At 37.4% G+C, this 14,781-nt stretch carries 18 protein-coding genes; 17 read left to right on the top strand and 1 reads right to left on the bottom strand.

The window, feature by feature from the left end; genetic code table 11:
* Window positions 1-16: 16 nt before the first annotated feature.
* From LACDD01_RS02915 to LACDD01_RS02845, 16 genes are all read left to right on the top strand, one after another.
* Complete coding sequence (locus tag LACDD01_RS02915; RefSeq protein ID WP_061413150.1) at window positions 17-442, top strand: DUF3284 domain-containing protein; 426 nt, start codon at window positions 17-19, stop codon at window positions 440-442.
* Between the two features lie 4 nt (window positions 443-446).
* The gene (eis, locus tag LACDD01_RS02910; protein WP_061413149.1) at window positions 447-1,454 is read left to right on the top strand and encodes a GNAT family N-acetyltransferase; all 1,008 of its coding nucleotides are present in this window, start codon (window positions 447-449) and stop codon (window positions 1,452-1,454) included.
* Between the two features lie 287 nt (window positions 1,455-1,741).
* A complete protein-coding gene (locus tag LACDD01_RS02905; RefSeq protein ID WP_019293481.1) occupies window positions 1,742-2,065 on the top strand; it encodes a PTS sugar transporter subunit IIB in 324 nt (107 codons plus the stop codon).
* A gap of 39 nt (window positions 2,066-2,104) precedes the next feature.
* The gene (locus LACDD01_RS02900) at window positions 2,105-3,202 is read left to right on the top strand and encodes a DUF871 domain-containing protein (RefSeq protein WP_061413148.1); all 1,098 of its coding nucleotides are present in this window, start codon (window positions 2,105-2,107) and stop codon (window positions 3,200-3,202) included.
* 46 nt (window positions 3,203-3,248) lie between these two features.
* Window positions 3,249-4,730 carry a PTS sugar transporter subunit IIC gene (locus tag LACDD01_RS02895; protein WP_004257558.1) on the top strand — a complete coding sequence of 494 codons (1,482 nt, stop codon included), beginning with the start codon at window positions 3,249-3,251 and terminating at the stop codon, window positions 4,728-4,730.
* A gap of 18 nt (window positions 4,731-4,748) precedes the next feature.
* A complete protein-coding gene (locus LACDD01_RS02890) occupies window positions 4,749-4,955 on the top strand; it encodes a hypothetical protein (RefSeq protein ID WP_061413147.1) in 207 nt (68 codons plus the stop codon).
* Between the two features lie 2 nt (window positions 4,956-4,957).
* The gene (locus LACDD01_RS12010; RefSeq protein ID WP_014024702.1) at window positions 4,958-5,095 is read left to right on the top strand and encodes a hypothetical protein; all 138 of its coding nucleotides are present in this window, start codon (window positions 4,958-4,960) and stop codon (window positions 5,093-5,095) included.
* 170 nt (window positions 5,096-5,265) lie between these two features.
* A complete protein-coding gene (locus tag LACDD01_RS02885; protein ID WP_061413146.1) occupies window positions 5,266-5,550 on the top strand; it encodes a rhodanese-like domain-containing protein in 285 nt (94 codons plus the stop codon).
* Between the two features lie 10 nt (window positions 5,551-5,560).
* Window positions 5,561-7,204, top strand: a complete 1,644-nt coding sequence (locus LACDD01_RS02880; protein ID WP_061413145.1) for an FAD-dependent oxidoreductase — start codon at window positions 5,561-5,563, stop codon at window positions 7,202-7,204.
* Between the two features lie 119 nt (window positions 7,205-7,323).
* The gene (locus LACDD01_RS02875; RefSeq protein WP_061413144.1) at window positions 7,324-7,659 is read left to right on the top strand and encodes an arsenic metallochaperone ArsD family protein; all 336 of its coding nucleotides are present in this window, start codon (window positions 7,324-7,326) and stop codon (window positions 7,657-7,659) included.
* Window position 7,660: 1 nt separating this feature from the next.
* Window positions 7,661-8,101, top strand: a complete 441-nt coding sequence (locus tag LACDD01_RS02870; protein WP_004257543.1) for a deoxycytidylate deaminase — start codon at window positions 7,661-7,663, stop codon at window positions 8,099-8,101.
* A gap of 115 nt (window positions 8,102-8,216) precedes the next feature.
* Window positions 8,217-8,978, top strand: coding sequence for an acyl-[acyl-carrier-protein] thioesterase (locus LACDD01_RS02865; RefSeq protein ID WP_061413143.1), 762 nt, complete (start codon window positions 8,217-8,219; stop codon window positions 8,976-8,978).
* Window positions 8,975-9,754: a TIGR01457 family HAD-type hydrolase gene (locus LACDD01_RS02860; RefSeq protein ID WP_019292706.1), complete on the top strand. Its 780-nt coding sequence runs from the start codon at window positions 8,975-8,977 to the stop codon at window positions 9,752-9,754. The genes LACDD01_RS02865 and LACDD01_RS02860 overlap by 4 nt, the downstream gene beginning before the upstream one ends.
* 1 nt (window position 9,755) lies before the next feature.
* Window positions 9,756-10,391 (top strand): TIGR01906 family membrane protein, encoded by a 636-nt coding sequence (locus LACDD01_RS02855; RefSeq protein WP_061413142.1) that lies wholly within the window; start codon window positions 9,756-9,758, stop codon window positions 10,389-10,391.
* A 172-nt stretch (window positions 10,392-10,563) separates the two neighbouring features.
* Entirely contained in the window at window positions 10,564-11,553 is a 990-nt protein-coding gene (gene guaC, locus LACDD01_RS02850) for a GMP reductase (protein ID WP_019292704.1), read from the top strand.
* 127 nt (window positions 11,554-11,680) lie between these two features.
* The gene (locus tag LACDD01_RS02845) at window positions 11,681-12,349 is read left to right on the top strand and encodes an SDR family oxidoreductase (RefSeq protein ID WP_061413141.1); all 669 of its coding nucleotides are present in this window, start codon (window positions 11,681-11,683) and stop codon (window positions 12,347-12,349) included.
* A gap of 23 nt (window positions 12,350-12,372) precedes the next feature.
* Here LACDD01_RS02845 and LACDD01_RS02840 read toward each other — a convergent pair whose 3' ends face one another.
* On the bottom strand, window positions 12,373-13,209 hold the full coding sequence (locus LACDD01_RS02840; protein WP_061413140.1) for an Rgg/GadR/MutR family transcriptional regulator: 837 nt from the start codon (window positions 13,207-13,209) through the stop codon (window positions 12,373-12,375).
* A 213-nt stretch (window positions 13,210-13,422) separates the two neighbouring features.
* Here LACDD01_RS02840 and LACDD01_RS02835 point away from each other — a divergent pair, with 213 nt between their 5' ends.
* Window positions 13,423-14,565: a GGDEF domain-containing protein gene (locus tag LACDD01_RS02835; protein WP_061413139.1), complete on the top strand. Its 1,143-nt coding sequence runs from the start codon at window positions 13,423-13,425 to the stop codon at window positions 14,563-14,565.
* Window positions 14,566-14,781 lie beyond the last annotated feature (216 nt).

The raw sequence follows: 14,781 nt of genomic DNA, 5'->3' as shown, positions 1-14,781 counted from the left end.
ATAGGAGAAATCTCATATGAAAATCAGTAAAACAATTAATGCTCCTGTCGAGTTTGTCTACAATCAGATTCTGGATTCATCACTTTACGATATCGAAAAAAATACTGGACACAGACCTGACATCAAGTCTCTTAATGGCTTTGAATACTCAAAAACATTTGGCAAAAACCAACATGGAACTATTACGATTGATGAAGTGGTGAAAGCCAATAAGTATGCTTTTACCACGAAAACTATCCGCAATACATTCAATACACGTTGGAGTTTTCATCCTGTTGATGATAAGAAAACAGAGATAACTATTGAGGAAAGCCGTACTTCAAGTGGAATGATTCAAAAATTAAATGATATGTTTGTCGGAACGCTTCTGGGACACTGGAAAAAACGTCAGATGGTCGCTATTTTGAATCACATTGAACAAGCTTATAGTGGTGGGAAGTGAAGAGATGGAAAAGAAACAGCATGAACTTTTAGACCTCGCGACTTATGCTTTTAATAAGCCCCGAAGTAAGGAGCGAGAAGAAGCGTTTGATAAACTTTTAAGTTTTTCAAAACCATACAGTTACTGGGAAAACGATGAGCTATCCTCTATGATTATCGATACCTCTTTTAGGGTCTATTGGAAGGATGCAAAGCTAAAGATGTCGGGAATTGGTTATGTTGCCTCTTACCCAGAATTTAGAGGAAACGGCAGCATTCGTAAACTCATGACCGATATTTTAGAAGACAACTATGAAGCTGGCACCGCCTTAAGCTATCTGGCTCCCTTCTCTTATCAGTTTTACGGACAATTTGGTTATCATTACGCTTTTAACCAAAAAGCATATACGATTCCTGCACAAGAATTTCCTAAAGGCAAAAAAACAGTGGGTCAAGTGCAACGCCGCACTGTAAGTGAGGAGCTTTTGGAAGAAGTGGCTGAGGTCCATGATCAAGTTTATAACCAAGGTTCACTAGTCCGTCCACAACATGTTTGGGAATACTATTTCAAGTATAAAACACAGCCCTTCTTTGCGACTTATGAGGAAAATGGCAGAGTTCTAGGTTACTTAATTTATGAATTTGCAGGTACGGCTTTTGTAATTCGTGAATGTATTACATTGACCCAAGAAGCTCAAGATGCACTTTATCGTTTTGTCTCAAGCCACGCTGCAAGTTTTGAAGTTATTAAATGGACTGCTCCTTCAAATGTCTTCCTCGAATATGATTTGGCTGAACCATCGCGCATAGAGCTACAGTTGCAACCTTATATGCAAGCTCGTATTGTTAATCTGCAAGCATTTTTGAAAGTGAACGGTCAGCCTGAATTTTCTGCCCGTATTGTTGATGATATTTTGCCACAAAATAATATCTGTGTTGGCCCTGAGACAGACCAACCAGAGGAAATGACCATTGGAGTATTTACTGCCCGTGTACTACGAGAAAATAAAGCCATTCTTCGTGAATATTTTTAAAATAATCAAACTAAACACCGAATCTTAACTTTTTTGTAGATTTGGTGTTTTTATTAATTAAAACTAAAAAATAACACGATTTTGTTTCTAAATTTGTAACATGTTTCAGAAATCAGCCAGAAAATTAAAGTTTTTAATGGTTTGAAGAAAATGAAAGCGCTAAAAATAAGGGTTTCATTAAAAAATACTTGTTTTTTCGCTTAATATTGTTTGGACAAATTATATTTGAAATCGCTTTCTGAAACCGCTATACTATTGGTATAGATAAAAAGAAGGAGATCATAGAAATGGCAGAAAAAGTTATTGCATTAGCCTGTGCAGCAGGTATGTCAACATCATTACTCGTGACAAAAATGCAACAAGCTGCACAAGAAGCAGGAAAAGATTATGAAATCTACGCAAAGTCTGTAGCTGAAATTGACAACATGTTGTCTGGCTCAGAGAAACCAGATGTATTGCTTCTCGGTCCGCAAGTGGCTTACATGAAAAATGAAGTCATCAAAAAAGCAGCAGCAGTTGATGTTCCTTGTGATGTGATTAAAATGCAAGATTACGGCATGATGAATGGAAAAAATGTTGTAGCAGCCGCTGACGCATTAATGAATGGATAAAGAGAATTTGTAGAAATTCTAGATAAAGAAAGGAGTATTATGGGAAAACTAGGAATCTCGATTTATCCGGAACGTTCCAACTTTGAAGCTGATAAAGCCTATTTAGACTTAGCGCACCAATATGGTTACACCCGTGTCTTTACCTCACTTTTAGAAATCAAAGGAGATAAGGAAGCAGTTCTTGAGGGCTTTACGAAAGTGATTGCTTATGCTAATGGTCTTGGTATGGAAGTCATGGTAGACATTAATCCCGCCTTATTTGAACAACTTAACATTAGCTATGATGATTTAAGTTTCTTTGATGAAATGGGTGCTGATGGTATTCGTTTAGACCTCGGATTTACAGGAGCTGAGGAAGCACGTATGACGCGCAACCCTTATAATCTTAAGATTGAGATTAATATGAGTCAGGGAACAAGTTATGTGGACAGTATCATGGATTACTCGCCTAACATTGAAAACTTACTTGGCAGTCATAACTTCTATCCTCACCGTTACACGGGTCTAGCGTTTGATCATTACGTGAAATGTACCGAGAAATTCAAAAAGTATAATTTAAATACTATGGTGTTTGTTAATTCTCATGAAGCAACATTTGGACCGTGGCCCACACAAGATGGCTTATGTACCTTAGAGGATCATCGTGACTTAAGCTTGAAGACACAGGTAAAACATTATAAGCTTTTAGATGGTATTGATGATATTACTATTGCTAATACTTATGCGAGTGAAGCCGAGCTTAAAACAATGGCAGAAGTTTTCCATGCGCAAATGCCAGAACTCAAAGTTGTGCCAAGAGCTACGATGACGGAAAATGAACGAAAATGTGTCTTTGAGGCTACGCATAGTTATCGTGGCGACCGCTCAGAGTACATGCTACGTTCAACCATGACTCGCGTTATTTACAAAGACTTGGATTTTCCGCCACATGACACAGATACTATAAAACCAGGCGATGTGATTATTGACAATGATGGATATGGTCAATATAAGGGAGAAACCCAAATTGCTCTGAAGGAAATGAAAAATGATGGCCGGGTCAATGTTGTTGGACATATCGCGGAAGACGAAATGTTCTTACTTGACTTTATCAAGCCTTGGAGTTCGTTTAAATTTATTGAAAGTGATGAGCTATAATTTATAACCTTATACGCAAATAAATTAAAATTTTAGGAGGAATTCTATGAACGGAATTACGATGTGGATGGAGAAATATCTCGTCCCAGTAGCAGCAAAAATCGGGTCGCAAAAGCACCTGGTTGCCTTGCGTGACTCATTCATTGGTATCCTGCCAGCAACACTGACAGGTGCCCTTGCAGCGATGGTATCAGCCATCGTCACAACATTCCCACAGTCCATTCAACAAATGGTTTTGGGTCCAACCAAGTTTGCCCAACTCGCACCAGAAGACGTTTGGACGCTTGCTAATACACCAATTATTGGCGATTTGAATAACATTTCAACACTTGTCAACCAAGGGACTTTGACAGTTATTGGTCTTATCTTTGCTTTCTCTTGGGGTTACAATTTGGCCCGTGCTTATGGTGTCAATGACCTTGCAGGTGGTGTTGTAGCAGTTGCCACTCTCTTTGCTGGTTTGCCAAACCAAATGCCTAAATTCTTGGATGCATTAGGTGTGAGCGATGCCGGCGTAGCTGCAACAGACAAAATCAATGGTGTATTGACTGGTCAAGGTCTTGCAGCATGGAAGCCACTTTTTGCTGCCGCACATATGGATGCTGGTGCTTACTTTACGATTATCATTATGGGTGCCCTTGCGGTGATTATTTATGCTAAACTTATGTTAGCAGATATCACTATCAAGATGCCTGAGTCAGTCCCACCGGCTGTAGCAAAAGCTTTCCTTGCGATTATTCCAACGATTGCTGCAATCTACGCTGTGAGCTTGATTTACTATGTTATTGATAAATTGACACATGATTCTGTAATTAATTTGATTACACACTATATTGCAGAACCCTTCCAAATTCTCTCACAAAATATTTTCTCAGTTCTTATTGTTACTCTCTTCGTTTCAATCTTCTGGTTCTTTGGACTTCATGGACCAAACGTCTTGGCACCTGCTCTTGATGGGATTTGGCTTCCACTTGGTCTTAATAACCAAGCCCTTTACTTCCAAGTTCACTCAGACGGTATTCGTGACTTAGTAGCGCGTGGTGCGATTGATAAAGCACATGCGATTAATGGTGACTATGTCAGTCTTTGGGTTCGTGGTTCATGGGATGCCTTCGTCTGGTTTGGTGGTTCTGGTGGTACAATTACCTTAATCCTTGCCATTCTGATCTTCTCTAAACGTAAAGATTATAAGACAGTAGGACGTCTTGGTTTAGCACCAGGTATCTTCAATATTAATGAACCTGTACTCTTTGGTATGCCAATCGTACTGAACGCCATCTTCTTTATCCCATTTGCAATTGCTCCATTGGTAGCGGTTATTATCGCTTATGTTGCAACAATGCTTCACTGGGTTGATCCAGTTGTCAGTGCTGTGCCATGGGTTACACCACCAATTATGAATGCCTTCCTTGCGACAGGATTTGACTGGCGTGCAATTATCTTAGCAATTGTCAACTTACTTGTAACCTTTGCTATTTGGACACCATTCGTTATTGCAGCAAACAAGATGGAAGAACCTGAATTATAAAAAACAGAAAGGAACCCAATGATTATTGTTAATGTAGCTATGATGCAAGAAAAAGTAATTCACCTTCTAGAAGAAAATAGATTTACTTATAAGGAAAAAAAGGGATTGAAACTCTATTTTCAAGGCCCGAATAGCGACTTAGCTACGGATGCTCAAACTGCAAAACGCTTAATTAAACAAAGTTCATTTGGTTCAGCATTATTCTTTAACGTCGAGGAGGTTTAAATATGGCTTGGATATATGCATTACTTAGTTTGTCACTCTTACTTCTAGCTTATCAAAACTGGAGTTTTGGAGGTACACTCTTTATTCTATCTGTGGTCATGCTTATACTTGCACGACAAAAGAAGAAAAAAGAAGAATAATAAAAAAAGACTTGCTACGGCAGGTCTTTTATTATGTTTGACTTTAAAGCAGAAGCGTTATAAGATGAAAGAAGTGAACATAGGCTTTATGATTTGAGGCAAATCTCATCCTTTGACTATATACCCCTAAGGGTATATAATAGATATATCAAAAATTTGAGGAGAGAAATATGCGTTCAATCCAAATGAAGCAATTAAAAGAGAAACTCGGTCAAGTTGCACTGATTGATGTTCGAGAAGAGGATGAATATCTCGAAGGACATGTGCCAACAGCAATCAACATACCCCTGAGTGTTTTAGAGCAAAGATACTTAGAGATAGAAGATGAGAGCTATATTATTTGTCAAAGCGGTATGCGGTCTATGCGCGCTTGTCAATTCCTAAAGGCACAAGGAGTGGCAACTACGAATGTTACAGGTGGTACTCTATCTTGGGATCAAGAATTAGAAAAATAAGAGGAAGAAAATGACGAAAAAATATCTTATCGTTGGGGGCGTTGCCGGTGGTATGAGTGCAGCCACTCGATTACGCCGTTTAAAAGAAGATGCAGAAATTATTGTTTTTGATAAAGGACCGTATGTTTCTTTTGCAAACTGTGGGCTCCCCTACTATCTCTCTGGTGAAATCGAATCAAGAAATAAACTTATCCTACAAACACCTGAAAGTCTGGCACAGCGTTTTAATTTAGATGTTCGTCCTGATTCTGAAGTGGTTTCTATTGAGCCGGATAATAAAGAAATTACTGTAGTATCGAATGGGATAAGCTACACGGAAAATTATGATGCATTGATTTTGTCACCTGGCGCAAGTCCTTTTATTCCGCCTATAAAAGGTTTAGCGGAAGCGGATAATGTCTTTAGCCTACGTAACATTCCTGACTTAGATAAAATCACAAACTATATGGAAATGGAGCACCGCAAGCAAGCATTGATTATTGGCGCGGGTTTCATCGGTCTAGAGATGGCTGAAAACTTACGAAAACTTGGTTTAGAGGTTACAATCATCGAAAAAGCCAATCATGTTTTACCAACTCTTGATCAGGAAATGGCCGTTCATATTGAAGAAGAGTTGACACATAATGGCTTGAAAGTACTCACGGGTGTGTCTGTTGTAGAGTTCCAAGACCAAGGAAAAACGGTTATTCTGGAAAATGGTGACAGTCTTAGTACGGATGTGGTTATTCTTTCTGTGGGGATTCAAGTGGAGTCAAAACTTGCTGCTGATGCGGGGATTAAGCTTGGAATGAGAGGAGCAATTCTTGTCGATGAGCAATATCAAACATCTGTGCCTGATATTTATGCTGTGGGAGATGCCATTCTTGTTAAAAATCAGATTACAGGTAATGATGCACTTATCTCCTTAGCAAGCCCAGCTAATCGCCAAGGACGTCAAGTTGCAGATATCTTAGCAGGATTACCTGTTACAAATAAAGGGAGTATCGGAACAGCTATTGTTCGAACTTTCAGTTTGACAGCTGCCTCTACTGGACTTTCAGAGAAGCAGACACAAGATGCTGACTTAAAATATAAGGCTGTGCATATCACAGCTAATGATCACGCAGGTTATTATCCTGGCGCAAGCTCTATTCTTCTCAAACTTATCTTCAATCCAGAAAGTGGTCATATCTATGGAGCATCAGCAGTTGGGCAAAAAGGTGTAGATAAGCGTATTGATGTTTTGGCAACAGCGATTAAAGCAGGGATGACGGTTTTTGATTTACCAGAACTTGAATTGAGCTATGCGCCACCATTTGGCTCTGCTAAGGATCCTGTGAACATGATTGGTTATGCGGCTATGAACATTGCTATGGGCTTGTCAGATAACATTCAGTGGCATCAGCTCGAAGCAGAACTTGCCCAAGGTAAAGTACTCTTAGATGTGCGTCAAGAAAATGAAGTGGCGCGTGGTGGTTTTAAAGAAGCGGTAAATATACCATTAAACAATTTACGCCCAAATATGGACAAATTAGATAAAAATAAAGAATACATTGTCAGCTGTCAATCAGGGCTTCGTTCTTATACAGCTGAACGTATCTTGAAACAAGAAGGCTTTAAAGTAGAAAATCTTGATGGAGCTTATGGCTTGTACAGTAAGGTGAAGGACATTTAACTCAAGCTGAACGAAGGGATTATTTTAGGATAGTCCTTTTTTCTTATTGAAATTTTTAATGAATTTGTAGGCTGCTTATGGTATAATATTAAAAAATATTTGTTAGATTTGGGGAAGTCATGAGACTTGAACTATATGAAGAAAAGCCAGAAGAAGCGAGTGCAGCTCTTGCTCAGGTTTTTGAAGCCTTTAGTAAAGAAACAGAAGAAGCCGAGTTACAAACAGTACGCTATAACTTAGCTGAAGATGCGGACATCTTTGCTCATCATCCTGTTGTCAATCAAGCAATGCAAAAAATGGAAGCGGCTTTGCCTTTGATGTTGGTAGATGGAGAAATTATGACGATTGGCGCTTACCCTGATATGGAAGATTTGACGGAGATTACGGGTTTGAGTTTTCAAGATATTAGAACACGAGAATGTCAGTGTGGCAATTGTAACTGTGGAAAGGGATAAAATGATCGAAAATTTTCAACGACCAAGCAAGGAAGAATATTTTAAAGAAATCGTCGAAGTTGTAGCTAAACGCTCTACCTGTACGCACGCTCAAGTTGGTGCTCTTCTCGTGACTGCGGATGGGCAAATTCTTTCGACAGGCTATAATGGTTCTGTAGCCCTTATGCCGCATTGTACAGATGTAGGGTGTCTGGAAGATAAAGACGGACATTGCATTGCGACTGTTCACGCGGAGCAAAATGCAATTGCCCAAGCAGCAAAGCACGGTGTTTCACCAGAAGGAGCAATTCTTTATACGACTTTATTCCCTTGTATCGCTTGCTTGAAGCTCGTCTTGGCATCGGGTGTAAAACATATCAAATATATCAATGAATACCATGCTAAAAATCCTTATGAGGAAGAGTTGATTGAAACTTTAGGTATTCAAGTTGAAAAAATATAAAAATCCAGAATCATGCTGGTTTTTTTATTTTAACGTAAAAAAAGGTTCCCTAAGTTTATCTGTAAAATTTATTCTTACTTGAGCTTTTTATGTCTGTTTTTGCTAAAATAAATGAATGGGAATAAAATACAGTCAAACACATAAAGTCGCTTTTTATGAGAGCGACACACGAGGCAAGATGAAAATATCAGATCTTCTTGCCGTAGCACTTCAAATTTCGGGAGAGCAGTCTTATACGTTAGACCGTAGCGACACATGGATTTGTGATAACTTCAATCTATTTTGGGCTGTTATCGAGCACGAAGTTCAGGTTCATCGCTTACCCGAGTTTAATGATCAGATTACAATTGAAACAGAAGCCACGTCTTACAATAAATTCTTTTGTTATCGTGACTTTATTTTCAAAAATAGAGCTGGCGAAACCTTAGTAAAAATAAGTTCAACTTGGGTTTTGATGAACAAAGATACACGTAAGGTAGAACGTGTTGTTGATGAGATTGTGGCACCTTATGAGGCACCAAAAGTCAGCAAAATTGTTCGTCCTCACAAATATCTTACCTTGTCTGATCAAGCGCAATGCAGCCTAGCTTTTCCGATTCGTTTCTCTGATCTGGATATGAATGGACATGTGAACAATGCTAAATATTTCGACTGGGCTGTTGATCAGTTGGACTATGATTTCCGTATGGCATATGAACCTAAAAAAATATATATTCGCTATAATCACGAACTCCTTTATGGCAATCATGAGTTTATTCATCCTGTTTTTGAATTTCAAGGAGACACCACTTGCCATATTATTAGGAAAGATGGTGTAGATAATGCTAATATTGAGATTGAGTGGTCAAAAATAAGCGAGGAGAATGAACGAAAATGAGAAAAGGTTACAAAAAATATAAAGGATATCTGATTGATTTAGATGGCACGATTTATATGGGCAATCATCGTATTCCTGCAGGGGAAGACTTTGTTCATCGTTTGCAAGAAGCGAAAGTTCCTTATCTGTTTTTAACAAATAATACGACAAAAACCCCACGAGTGGTCCAAAAACGTTTGGCTACACAGTTTAATATTGATACACCTTTAGAAACTATCTATACAGCAAGTGCAGCTACAGTCGATTATATGAACGATTTAGGCTTGGAGAAGACTGTTTATATTATTGGTGAAGATGGCTTAAAAGAAGCAATCTATGAAGCAGGCTATAAAAAGGATCGTGAAAATCCAGCATATGTTGTTGTTGCTTTGGATTCTGACTTGACATATGAAATGCTTGCTTTGGCAACTCTTGCTATACATAAAGGTGCGAAATTCATCGGAACAAATCCTGATTTGAACCTTCCAAGCGAACGAGGCCTTTTGCCAGGAGCGGGCTCTTTGGTTAAAATGATTGAAGCAGCCACACGTGTTCAACCCACCTTTATTGGAAAACCTGAGGCTATTATTGCAGAAAAAGCGGTGGAAAAAATGGGCATTCCTAAAGAAGATCTTTTAATGGTTGGTGACAACTATTTGACAGATATTCGTACAGGGATTGATAATGGTATCGACAGTTTGCTTGTTACAACAGGCTTTACAAAAGCTGAAGAAGTCCCTGGACTTCCAATACCACCAACCCATGTCGTTTCAAGTTTAGAGCATTGGGAAGTTTGAGATGCGTGATCGCCTGATTTTCACGAGTCTTATTTTATGGGCCATTGCAGCAGCAGTAAGTTTAACTTTACTTTTGGCTGTCCCACTCTTTTACATAGATATTCATTTGGAAAATTTGACCCAGATATCAGGACTTTCAGCAGAAGTACTAAGACATAACTTTAATGTTCTGATGGCTTATCTGGTTAATCCATTTGAAGGTGTGTTACAGATGCCTGATTTTCCGTCGTCTCCCGATGCTTTACAGCATTTTAAGGATGTAAAAAAGCTCTTTATGCTTGCCTTAGGACTCACGCTTGTCTTGAGTCCCGCGCTCATTTTATTTTTGAAAGAACATTTAGCCATTCTCTATCACAATGGCCTACGTTTTGTGATGGGAACTCCTTTGTTTATTGGTTTGGTTGCTGCCTTGATTGGATTTGATAATTTTTTTATCTATTTCCATGAAATTTTTTTCCGAGATGACACCTGGCTCTTTAATCCCGATACAGATCCGATCATTAATGTCTTGACGGAGAACTATTTTATGTTCACCTTTATTCTATTTGTCGTCCTTTTTGAATTAATTTTTTTCCTCCTTTACTGGTCAGGAAATAAAAGACTACAAAAGAAAACTTTCGGAAAAACCGAACAATAAGATGTAAAACTGATATAAAATCAGTTTTTTTTCTTTTGTTTTTATCAATATGCGTTAAAATAAATAAGGAAGGTTTGGTTTGCAGAGATTTTTATCGCCAAACTAGCGAGGTTGTCCATAACGGAAACTCGGTCGGTATTCTGTAATAACAAATGAATAAAGAGGCATTCTTATGAACACAATGGTTCCAGTTTTTGATTACGAAGATATCCAACTTATCCCTAATAAGTGTATTATTAACAGTCGTAGTGAAGCAGACACGTCAGTTAAGTTGGGGGATCACACTTTCAAACTTCCCGTTGTTCCAGCAAATATGCAAACAATTATTGATGAAAATATTGCTGAAATGTTAGCTAAGCAAGGTTATTTCTATATCATGCATCGTTTTGAAGAAAGTACACGTAAAGACTTTATTGAAAAAATGCATGCTCAAGGTTTGATTGCATCAATTTCTGTAGGTGTTAAAGACAATGAACGTCAGTTTGTACGTGAGTTGGCAGAAACAGCAACAATTCCAGATTATATTACAATTGACATCGCGCATGGTCACGCCAATTCTGTTATTGAAATGGTACAGCTCATCAAGCGTTTGATGCCACAAGTTTTTGTAATTGCGGGGAATGTAGGAACACCAGAAGCTGTCCGTGAGTTAGAAAATGCTGGTGCTGATGCAACGAAAGTTGGGATTGGCCCAGGTAAAGTTTGTATCACTAAGGTAAAAACAGGATTTGGTACAGGCGGTTGGCAACTTGCAGCTTTACGCTGGTGTGCAAAAGCAGCAAGTAAACCAATTATTGCTGATGGTGGTATCCGTACGCATGGTGATATTGCTAAGTCTGTTCGTTTTGGTGCAACAATGGTAATGGTTGGTTCACTCTTTGCTGCTCACGAAGAGTCGCCCGGTAAAACTATTGAACAAGATGGCAAACTTTTCAAAGAATATTTTGGCTCAGCAAGTGAATACCAAAAAGGTGAACACAAAAATGTTGAAGGAAAGAAAATTCTTTTGCCACACAAAGGTGCATTGAAAGATACACTTCAAGAAATGCAAGAAGATCTCCAAAGCTCTATTTCTTACGCCGGTGGACGTGATCTTAATGCATTACGTAAAGTCGATTATGTTATCGTGAAAAATTCTATTTGGAACGGTGATTCATTATAAAAGATAAAAACTGTCTAGTGACAGTTTTTTTATTTATATTAAATAGTAGAAAGTTAATTATTTTTGAATCCAAGTAGAAGATGATGTAGAATGTTAGTAAAGATAGAAAAAGAAAGCAGGGAGAGATATGAAAGTACTTGTTGTTGGTGCAAATGGAAAAGTGGCGAAACATTTAGCCAAAAACCTAAAAGACTATCCTAAATTTCAAGAAAAAGCTGTTATTCGTAAAGAAGAACAACAGGAATTTTTTAACCAATTAGAGATTGAAACTATTATCTTGGATATTGTCAATAATTCGATTGAAGAATTTGCCGCAGCAATGTCTGACGTTGATGCTGTTGTTTTTAGTGCCGGTGCAGGTGGTTCTGGATTGGATAAAACAATTATGATTGACTTAGATGGAGCGGTTAAAATTATGACGGCAGCCGAAAAAGCAAAGGTCAAACGCTTTGTTATGGTCAGCACTTTCCGCGTGGGAAGAGAAGAAATTACACGACAAATTCAAGAAGATTCTTCGCTTAAGATTTATACGATTGCAAAGAATTATGCGGATGAATGGCTCAAAACACGAACAGAGTTAGACTGGACAATTATTCATCCTGGAATGCTTACAGACAAAGAAAGTACTGGTAAGGTAGCATTAGCAAGTCATGTGGAAGCAGGAGGAATTCCGCGAGAAGATGTGGCTAAAGTTATTCTGGAAACGTTGGTAAATGACGTGACCATCAGAAAAGAATTTGAAGTGGTCAGTGGAGTTACTCCGATCGATGAAGCCGTCAAAAATTTAAAGGATTAAAAGAAATGAACGTGTGACTTAAATCACATGTTCACTTTTTTTACATGAAGGTCATATTGTTGCTGATAATATTGGGCAATTTCTTGACTACCAATTTGATGAAATATTTCTAATGCTTGAAGCATCATCGTATTTCCAGCCTTTTCATCTTTGAAACGATAGGTCCAGAAACCTTTGGAGAGGTTAAGGAGATTGCGCAAAAACATCGATTGTACTAGTTCTAGTGATTCAACCCGATTGAGAATATGTGCACTGTATTCTTGGTAGCTTTTGCTTGCTAAGAGTGCTATAGCACGACAGCATGCACAAACAAAAATTTCCAGATATTTAACGGAGTTAAATATTTTATGCTTTTTTTCTAAGAGGAATAAGTCAAGAATATATAAAATATCGCGTATGCTTAATTTATTCATTGTAAAGTAAAATACATAAAGCTCAATCTGGCCCCAAACTTTGATATCATAGAGATAATCTGTGATTGTATCAATATTTTCTGAACTTAATTCAGTATATGAAGCTTTTGCTGCTAAGGAGATATAAGGATAGCCTGCTTCAAAAGCGACTTTATAGAGATTGTCAAGTGCTTTTTTATCTTGTTTAAGAAAAGCCATCTCGATTTCCTTTAAAAGGGCTTCTGATTCATTGGGTGCATAATCGTTTAAAAGGTATTCGTATTCCTCAAGCCCAATCCCCATCAGTTGCAAAGCTTGTACGACTTTTTCAAAATTCATCATGGTTTCAGCTCGCTCAAAACGAGAAAGGGTGGCTTTTGAGATTCCTATAGAAGAAAAGTCCGATAAGGAGATATGTTTTTGCTCACGTATTTGTCGAAAAACATATCCAAATTTTTTATATACCATAAAATCTCCAGTCATTCATAGTGGCAGTTATAGTTATACTATCAGAAAATGCAACAAAAAAATAAAGTGTTATCAAATACGTGACGATAAAGAATATCGTTGCTTTTATGCAACGATATGAAAAGATAAAATTATTTATTATATTATAATATATTGTAAGAAGCAGAAGAAGAAAAGCCACTTTTCTTTTTCATCAAAAGGATAGAGGTGAAGATGATGGATCTTATCAAAGAAATACTGGGGCCTTATTTTTTTGCCAAATTATTTTTGATTCCGGCAATCTTAGGTGGAATATTTCTCACTAAAAATATCATCCATCGCAGTAAATACGCTGAAAATCCTTACTCTGCCTTTTGGTTCTATTCGAGTAATTTTACATTATGGATTTTTCTTTTAAAATTACTATTTATTGAAATAGCTCAGGTCGGTGCTTATGGTTATTTACTGAGTGATATTTCGCTCATTTTTATTGCTATTGCAGTCGATTATTGTATTGTTACGCATTATGAAAAAATAGAATATGCTATGCTTCCGCTGTTTACAATTTTCTATCTGTTTTATATTTACAACTATGGTTTTCATTGGAAGTCGATTTTATTAGTTACCTTATCTCTGGGTCTTTTTTGGCTGACGCTCTATTTTATTGCCAAAAATCAAACGGCTGTAATGCAAAGTTACGGTAAAATGATGCTGATAGGTTTAAGTCTGGTTGTTTCTGTGCAGCTCTTATTCCTTTCCGAATTTGCTTTTAGTTTGATACATTCATTAGAAATTTTCTGGAAAACATTTATACTCCTTGTGATTGCCAAGTTTATTTTGTTGAATATTTCTTCTATTGTAGGAGAGTATGCAATGTACAAACGATATACTTATATTGATGCACTGACCAATGTATATAATAGGAGAAAATTTGAAGAAACGATGGATGAAATCCTCGCCAGTGATCAGATTTCCAAATTTTCATTAGTCTTTTTTGATATTGATAATTTTAAACACATTAACGACCATTATGGGCACAGCTCAGGTGATTATGTATTAAAAGAAATTTGTATGATCATCAAAAAGTATTTAAGAGAAACAGGAGAAAACGGGCAACTTTTCCGCTATGGTGGTGATGAATTCTTTCTTCTTTTTCGCAATCGCAAAGGAGAAGTCGTACGTGATATTATGGAGCAGATAGCCAAGGAAATTTCCGAATATGTCTTTCACGCGAGTTCTAACACTATTAAAACATCAATTTCTGTCGGGGTGGTTGAAATTACGGATAAAGTAACACGTGACCAAGCCATCTATCGTGTCGATAAACATTTATATATTGCAAAAGAAAACGGGAAAAATCAAGTTTACTTTAAATAGAAAAAAATTGATTTTTCTCTTTTTTTTGTCTATTTCATTTTGTTTTAAGAAAGTTTTTAAGTATACTGAAGTTGTAGGAAACAGGAAGGTGTGCTTTTACATTAAAGGAGTATCAGATATTGCAAAAGGAAGAATTAAACAAGGAACAAACCGAAGAAAATTACAGTTATTCCGATTTGTTCTTTGAAAAGGGACATTGGCTTTTAAAAATTAAAC

Source organism: Lactococcus sp. DD01 (assembly GCF_001578715.1).
GTDB classification, from domain to species: Bacteria; Bacillota; Bacilli; order Lactobacillales; family Streptococcaceae; genus Lactococcus; species Lactococcus petauri.
Note: the sequence above shows the minus strand (reverse complement) of the source record. Positions and strands in the feature narration are given on the sequence as shown.

Bases quoted from the DNA above. Each gene is read 5' to 3' on its own strand.
- LACDD01_RS02915 (WP_061413150.1), top strand. From the start codon at position 17: ATGAAAATCAGTAAAACAATTAATGCTCCTGTCGAGTTTGTCTACAAT.
- eis (WP_061413149.1), top strand. From the start codon at position 447: ATGGAAAAGAAACAGCATGAACTTTTAGACCTCGCGACTTATGCTTTT.
- LACDD01_RS02905 (WP_019293481.1), top strand. From the start codon at position 1,742: ATGGCAGAAAAAGTTATTGCATTAGCCTGTGCAGCAGGTATGTCAACA.
- LACDD01_RS02900 (WP_061413148.1), top strand. From the start codon at position 2,105: ATGGGAAAACTAGGAATCTCGATTTATCCGGAACGTTCCAACTTTGAA.
- LACDD01_RS02895 (WP_004257558.1), top strand. From the start codon at position 3,249: ATGAACGGAATTACGATGTGGATGGAGAAATATCTCGTCCCAGTAGCA.
- LACDD01_RS02890 (WP_061413147.1), top strand. From the start codon at position 4,749: ATGATTATTGTTAATGTAGCTATGATGCAAGAAAAAGTAATTCACCTT.
- LACDD01_RS12010 (WP_014024702.1), top strand. From the start codon at position 4,958: ATGGCTTGGATATATGCATTACTTAGTTTGTCACTCTTACTTCTAGCT.
- LACDD01_RS02885 (WP_061413146.1), top strand. From the start codon at position 5,266: ATGCGTTCAATCCAAATGAAGCAATTAAAAGAGAAACTCGGTCAAGTT.
- LACDD01_RS02880 (WP_061413145.1), top strand. From the start codon at position 5,561: ATGACGAAAAAATATCTTATCGTTGGGGGCGTTGCCGGTGGTATGAGT.
- LACDD01_RS02875 (WP_061413144.1), top strand. From the start codon at position 7,324: ATGAGACTTGAACTATATGAAGAAAAGCCAGAAGAAGCGAGTGCAGCT.
- LACDD01_RS02870 (WP_004257543.1), top strand. From the start codon at position 7,661: ATGATCGAAAATTTTCAACGACCAAGCAAGGAAGAATATTTTAAAGAA.
- LACDD01_RS02865 (WP_061413143.1), top strand. From the start codon at position 8,217: ATGGGAATAAAATACAGTCAAACACATAAAGTCGCTTTTTATGAGAGC.
- LACDD01_RS02860 (WP_019292706.1), top strand. From the start codon at position 8,975: ATGAGAAAAGGTTACAAAAAATATAAAGGATATCTGATTGATTTAGAT.
- LACDD01_RS02855 (WP_061413142.1), top strand. From the start codon at position 9,756: ATGCGTGATCGCCTGATTTTCACGAGTCTTATTTTATGGGCCATTGCA.
- guaC (WP_019292704.1), top strand. From the start codon at position 10,564: ATGAACACAATGGTTCCAGTTTTTGATTACGAAGATATCCAACTTATC.
- LACDD01_RS02845 (WP_061413141.1), top strand. From the start codon at position 11,681: ATGAAAGTACTTGTTGTTGGTGCAAATGGAAAAGTGGCGAAACATTTA.
- LACDD01_RS02840 (WP_061413140.1), bottom strand. From the start codon at position 13,209: ATGGTATATAAAAAATTTGGATATGTTTTTCGACAAATACGTGAGCAA.
- LACDD01_RS02835 (WP_061413139.1), top strand. From the start codon at position 13,423: ATGATGGATCTTATCAAAGAAATACTGGGGCCTTATTTTTTTGCCAAA.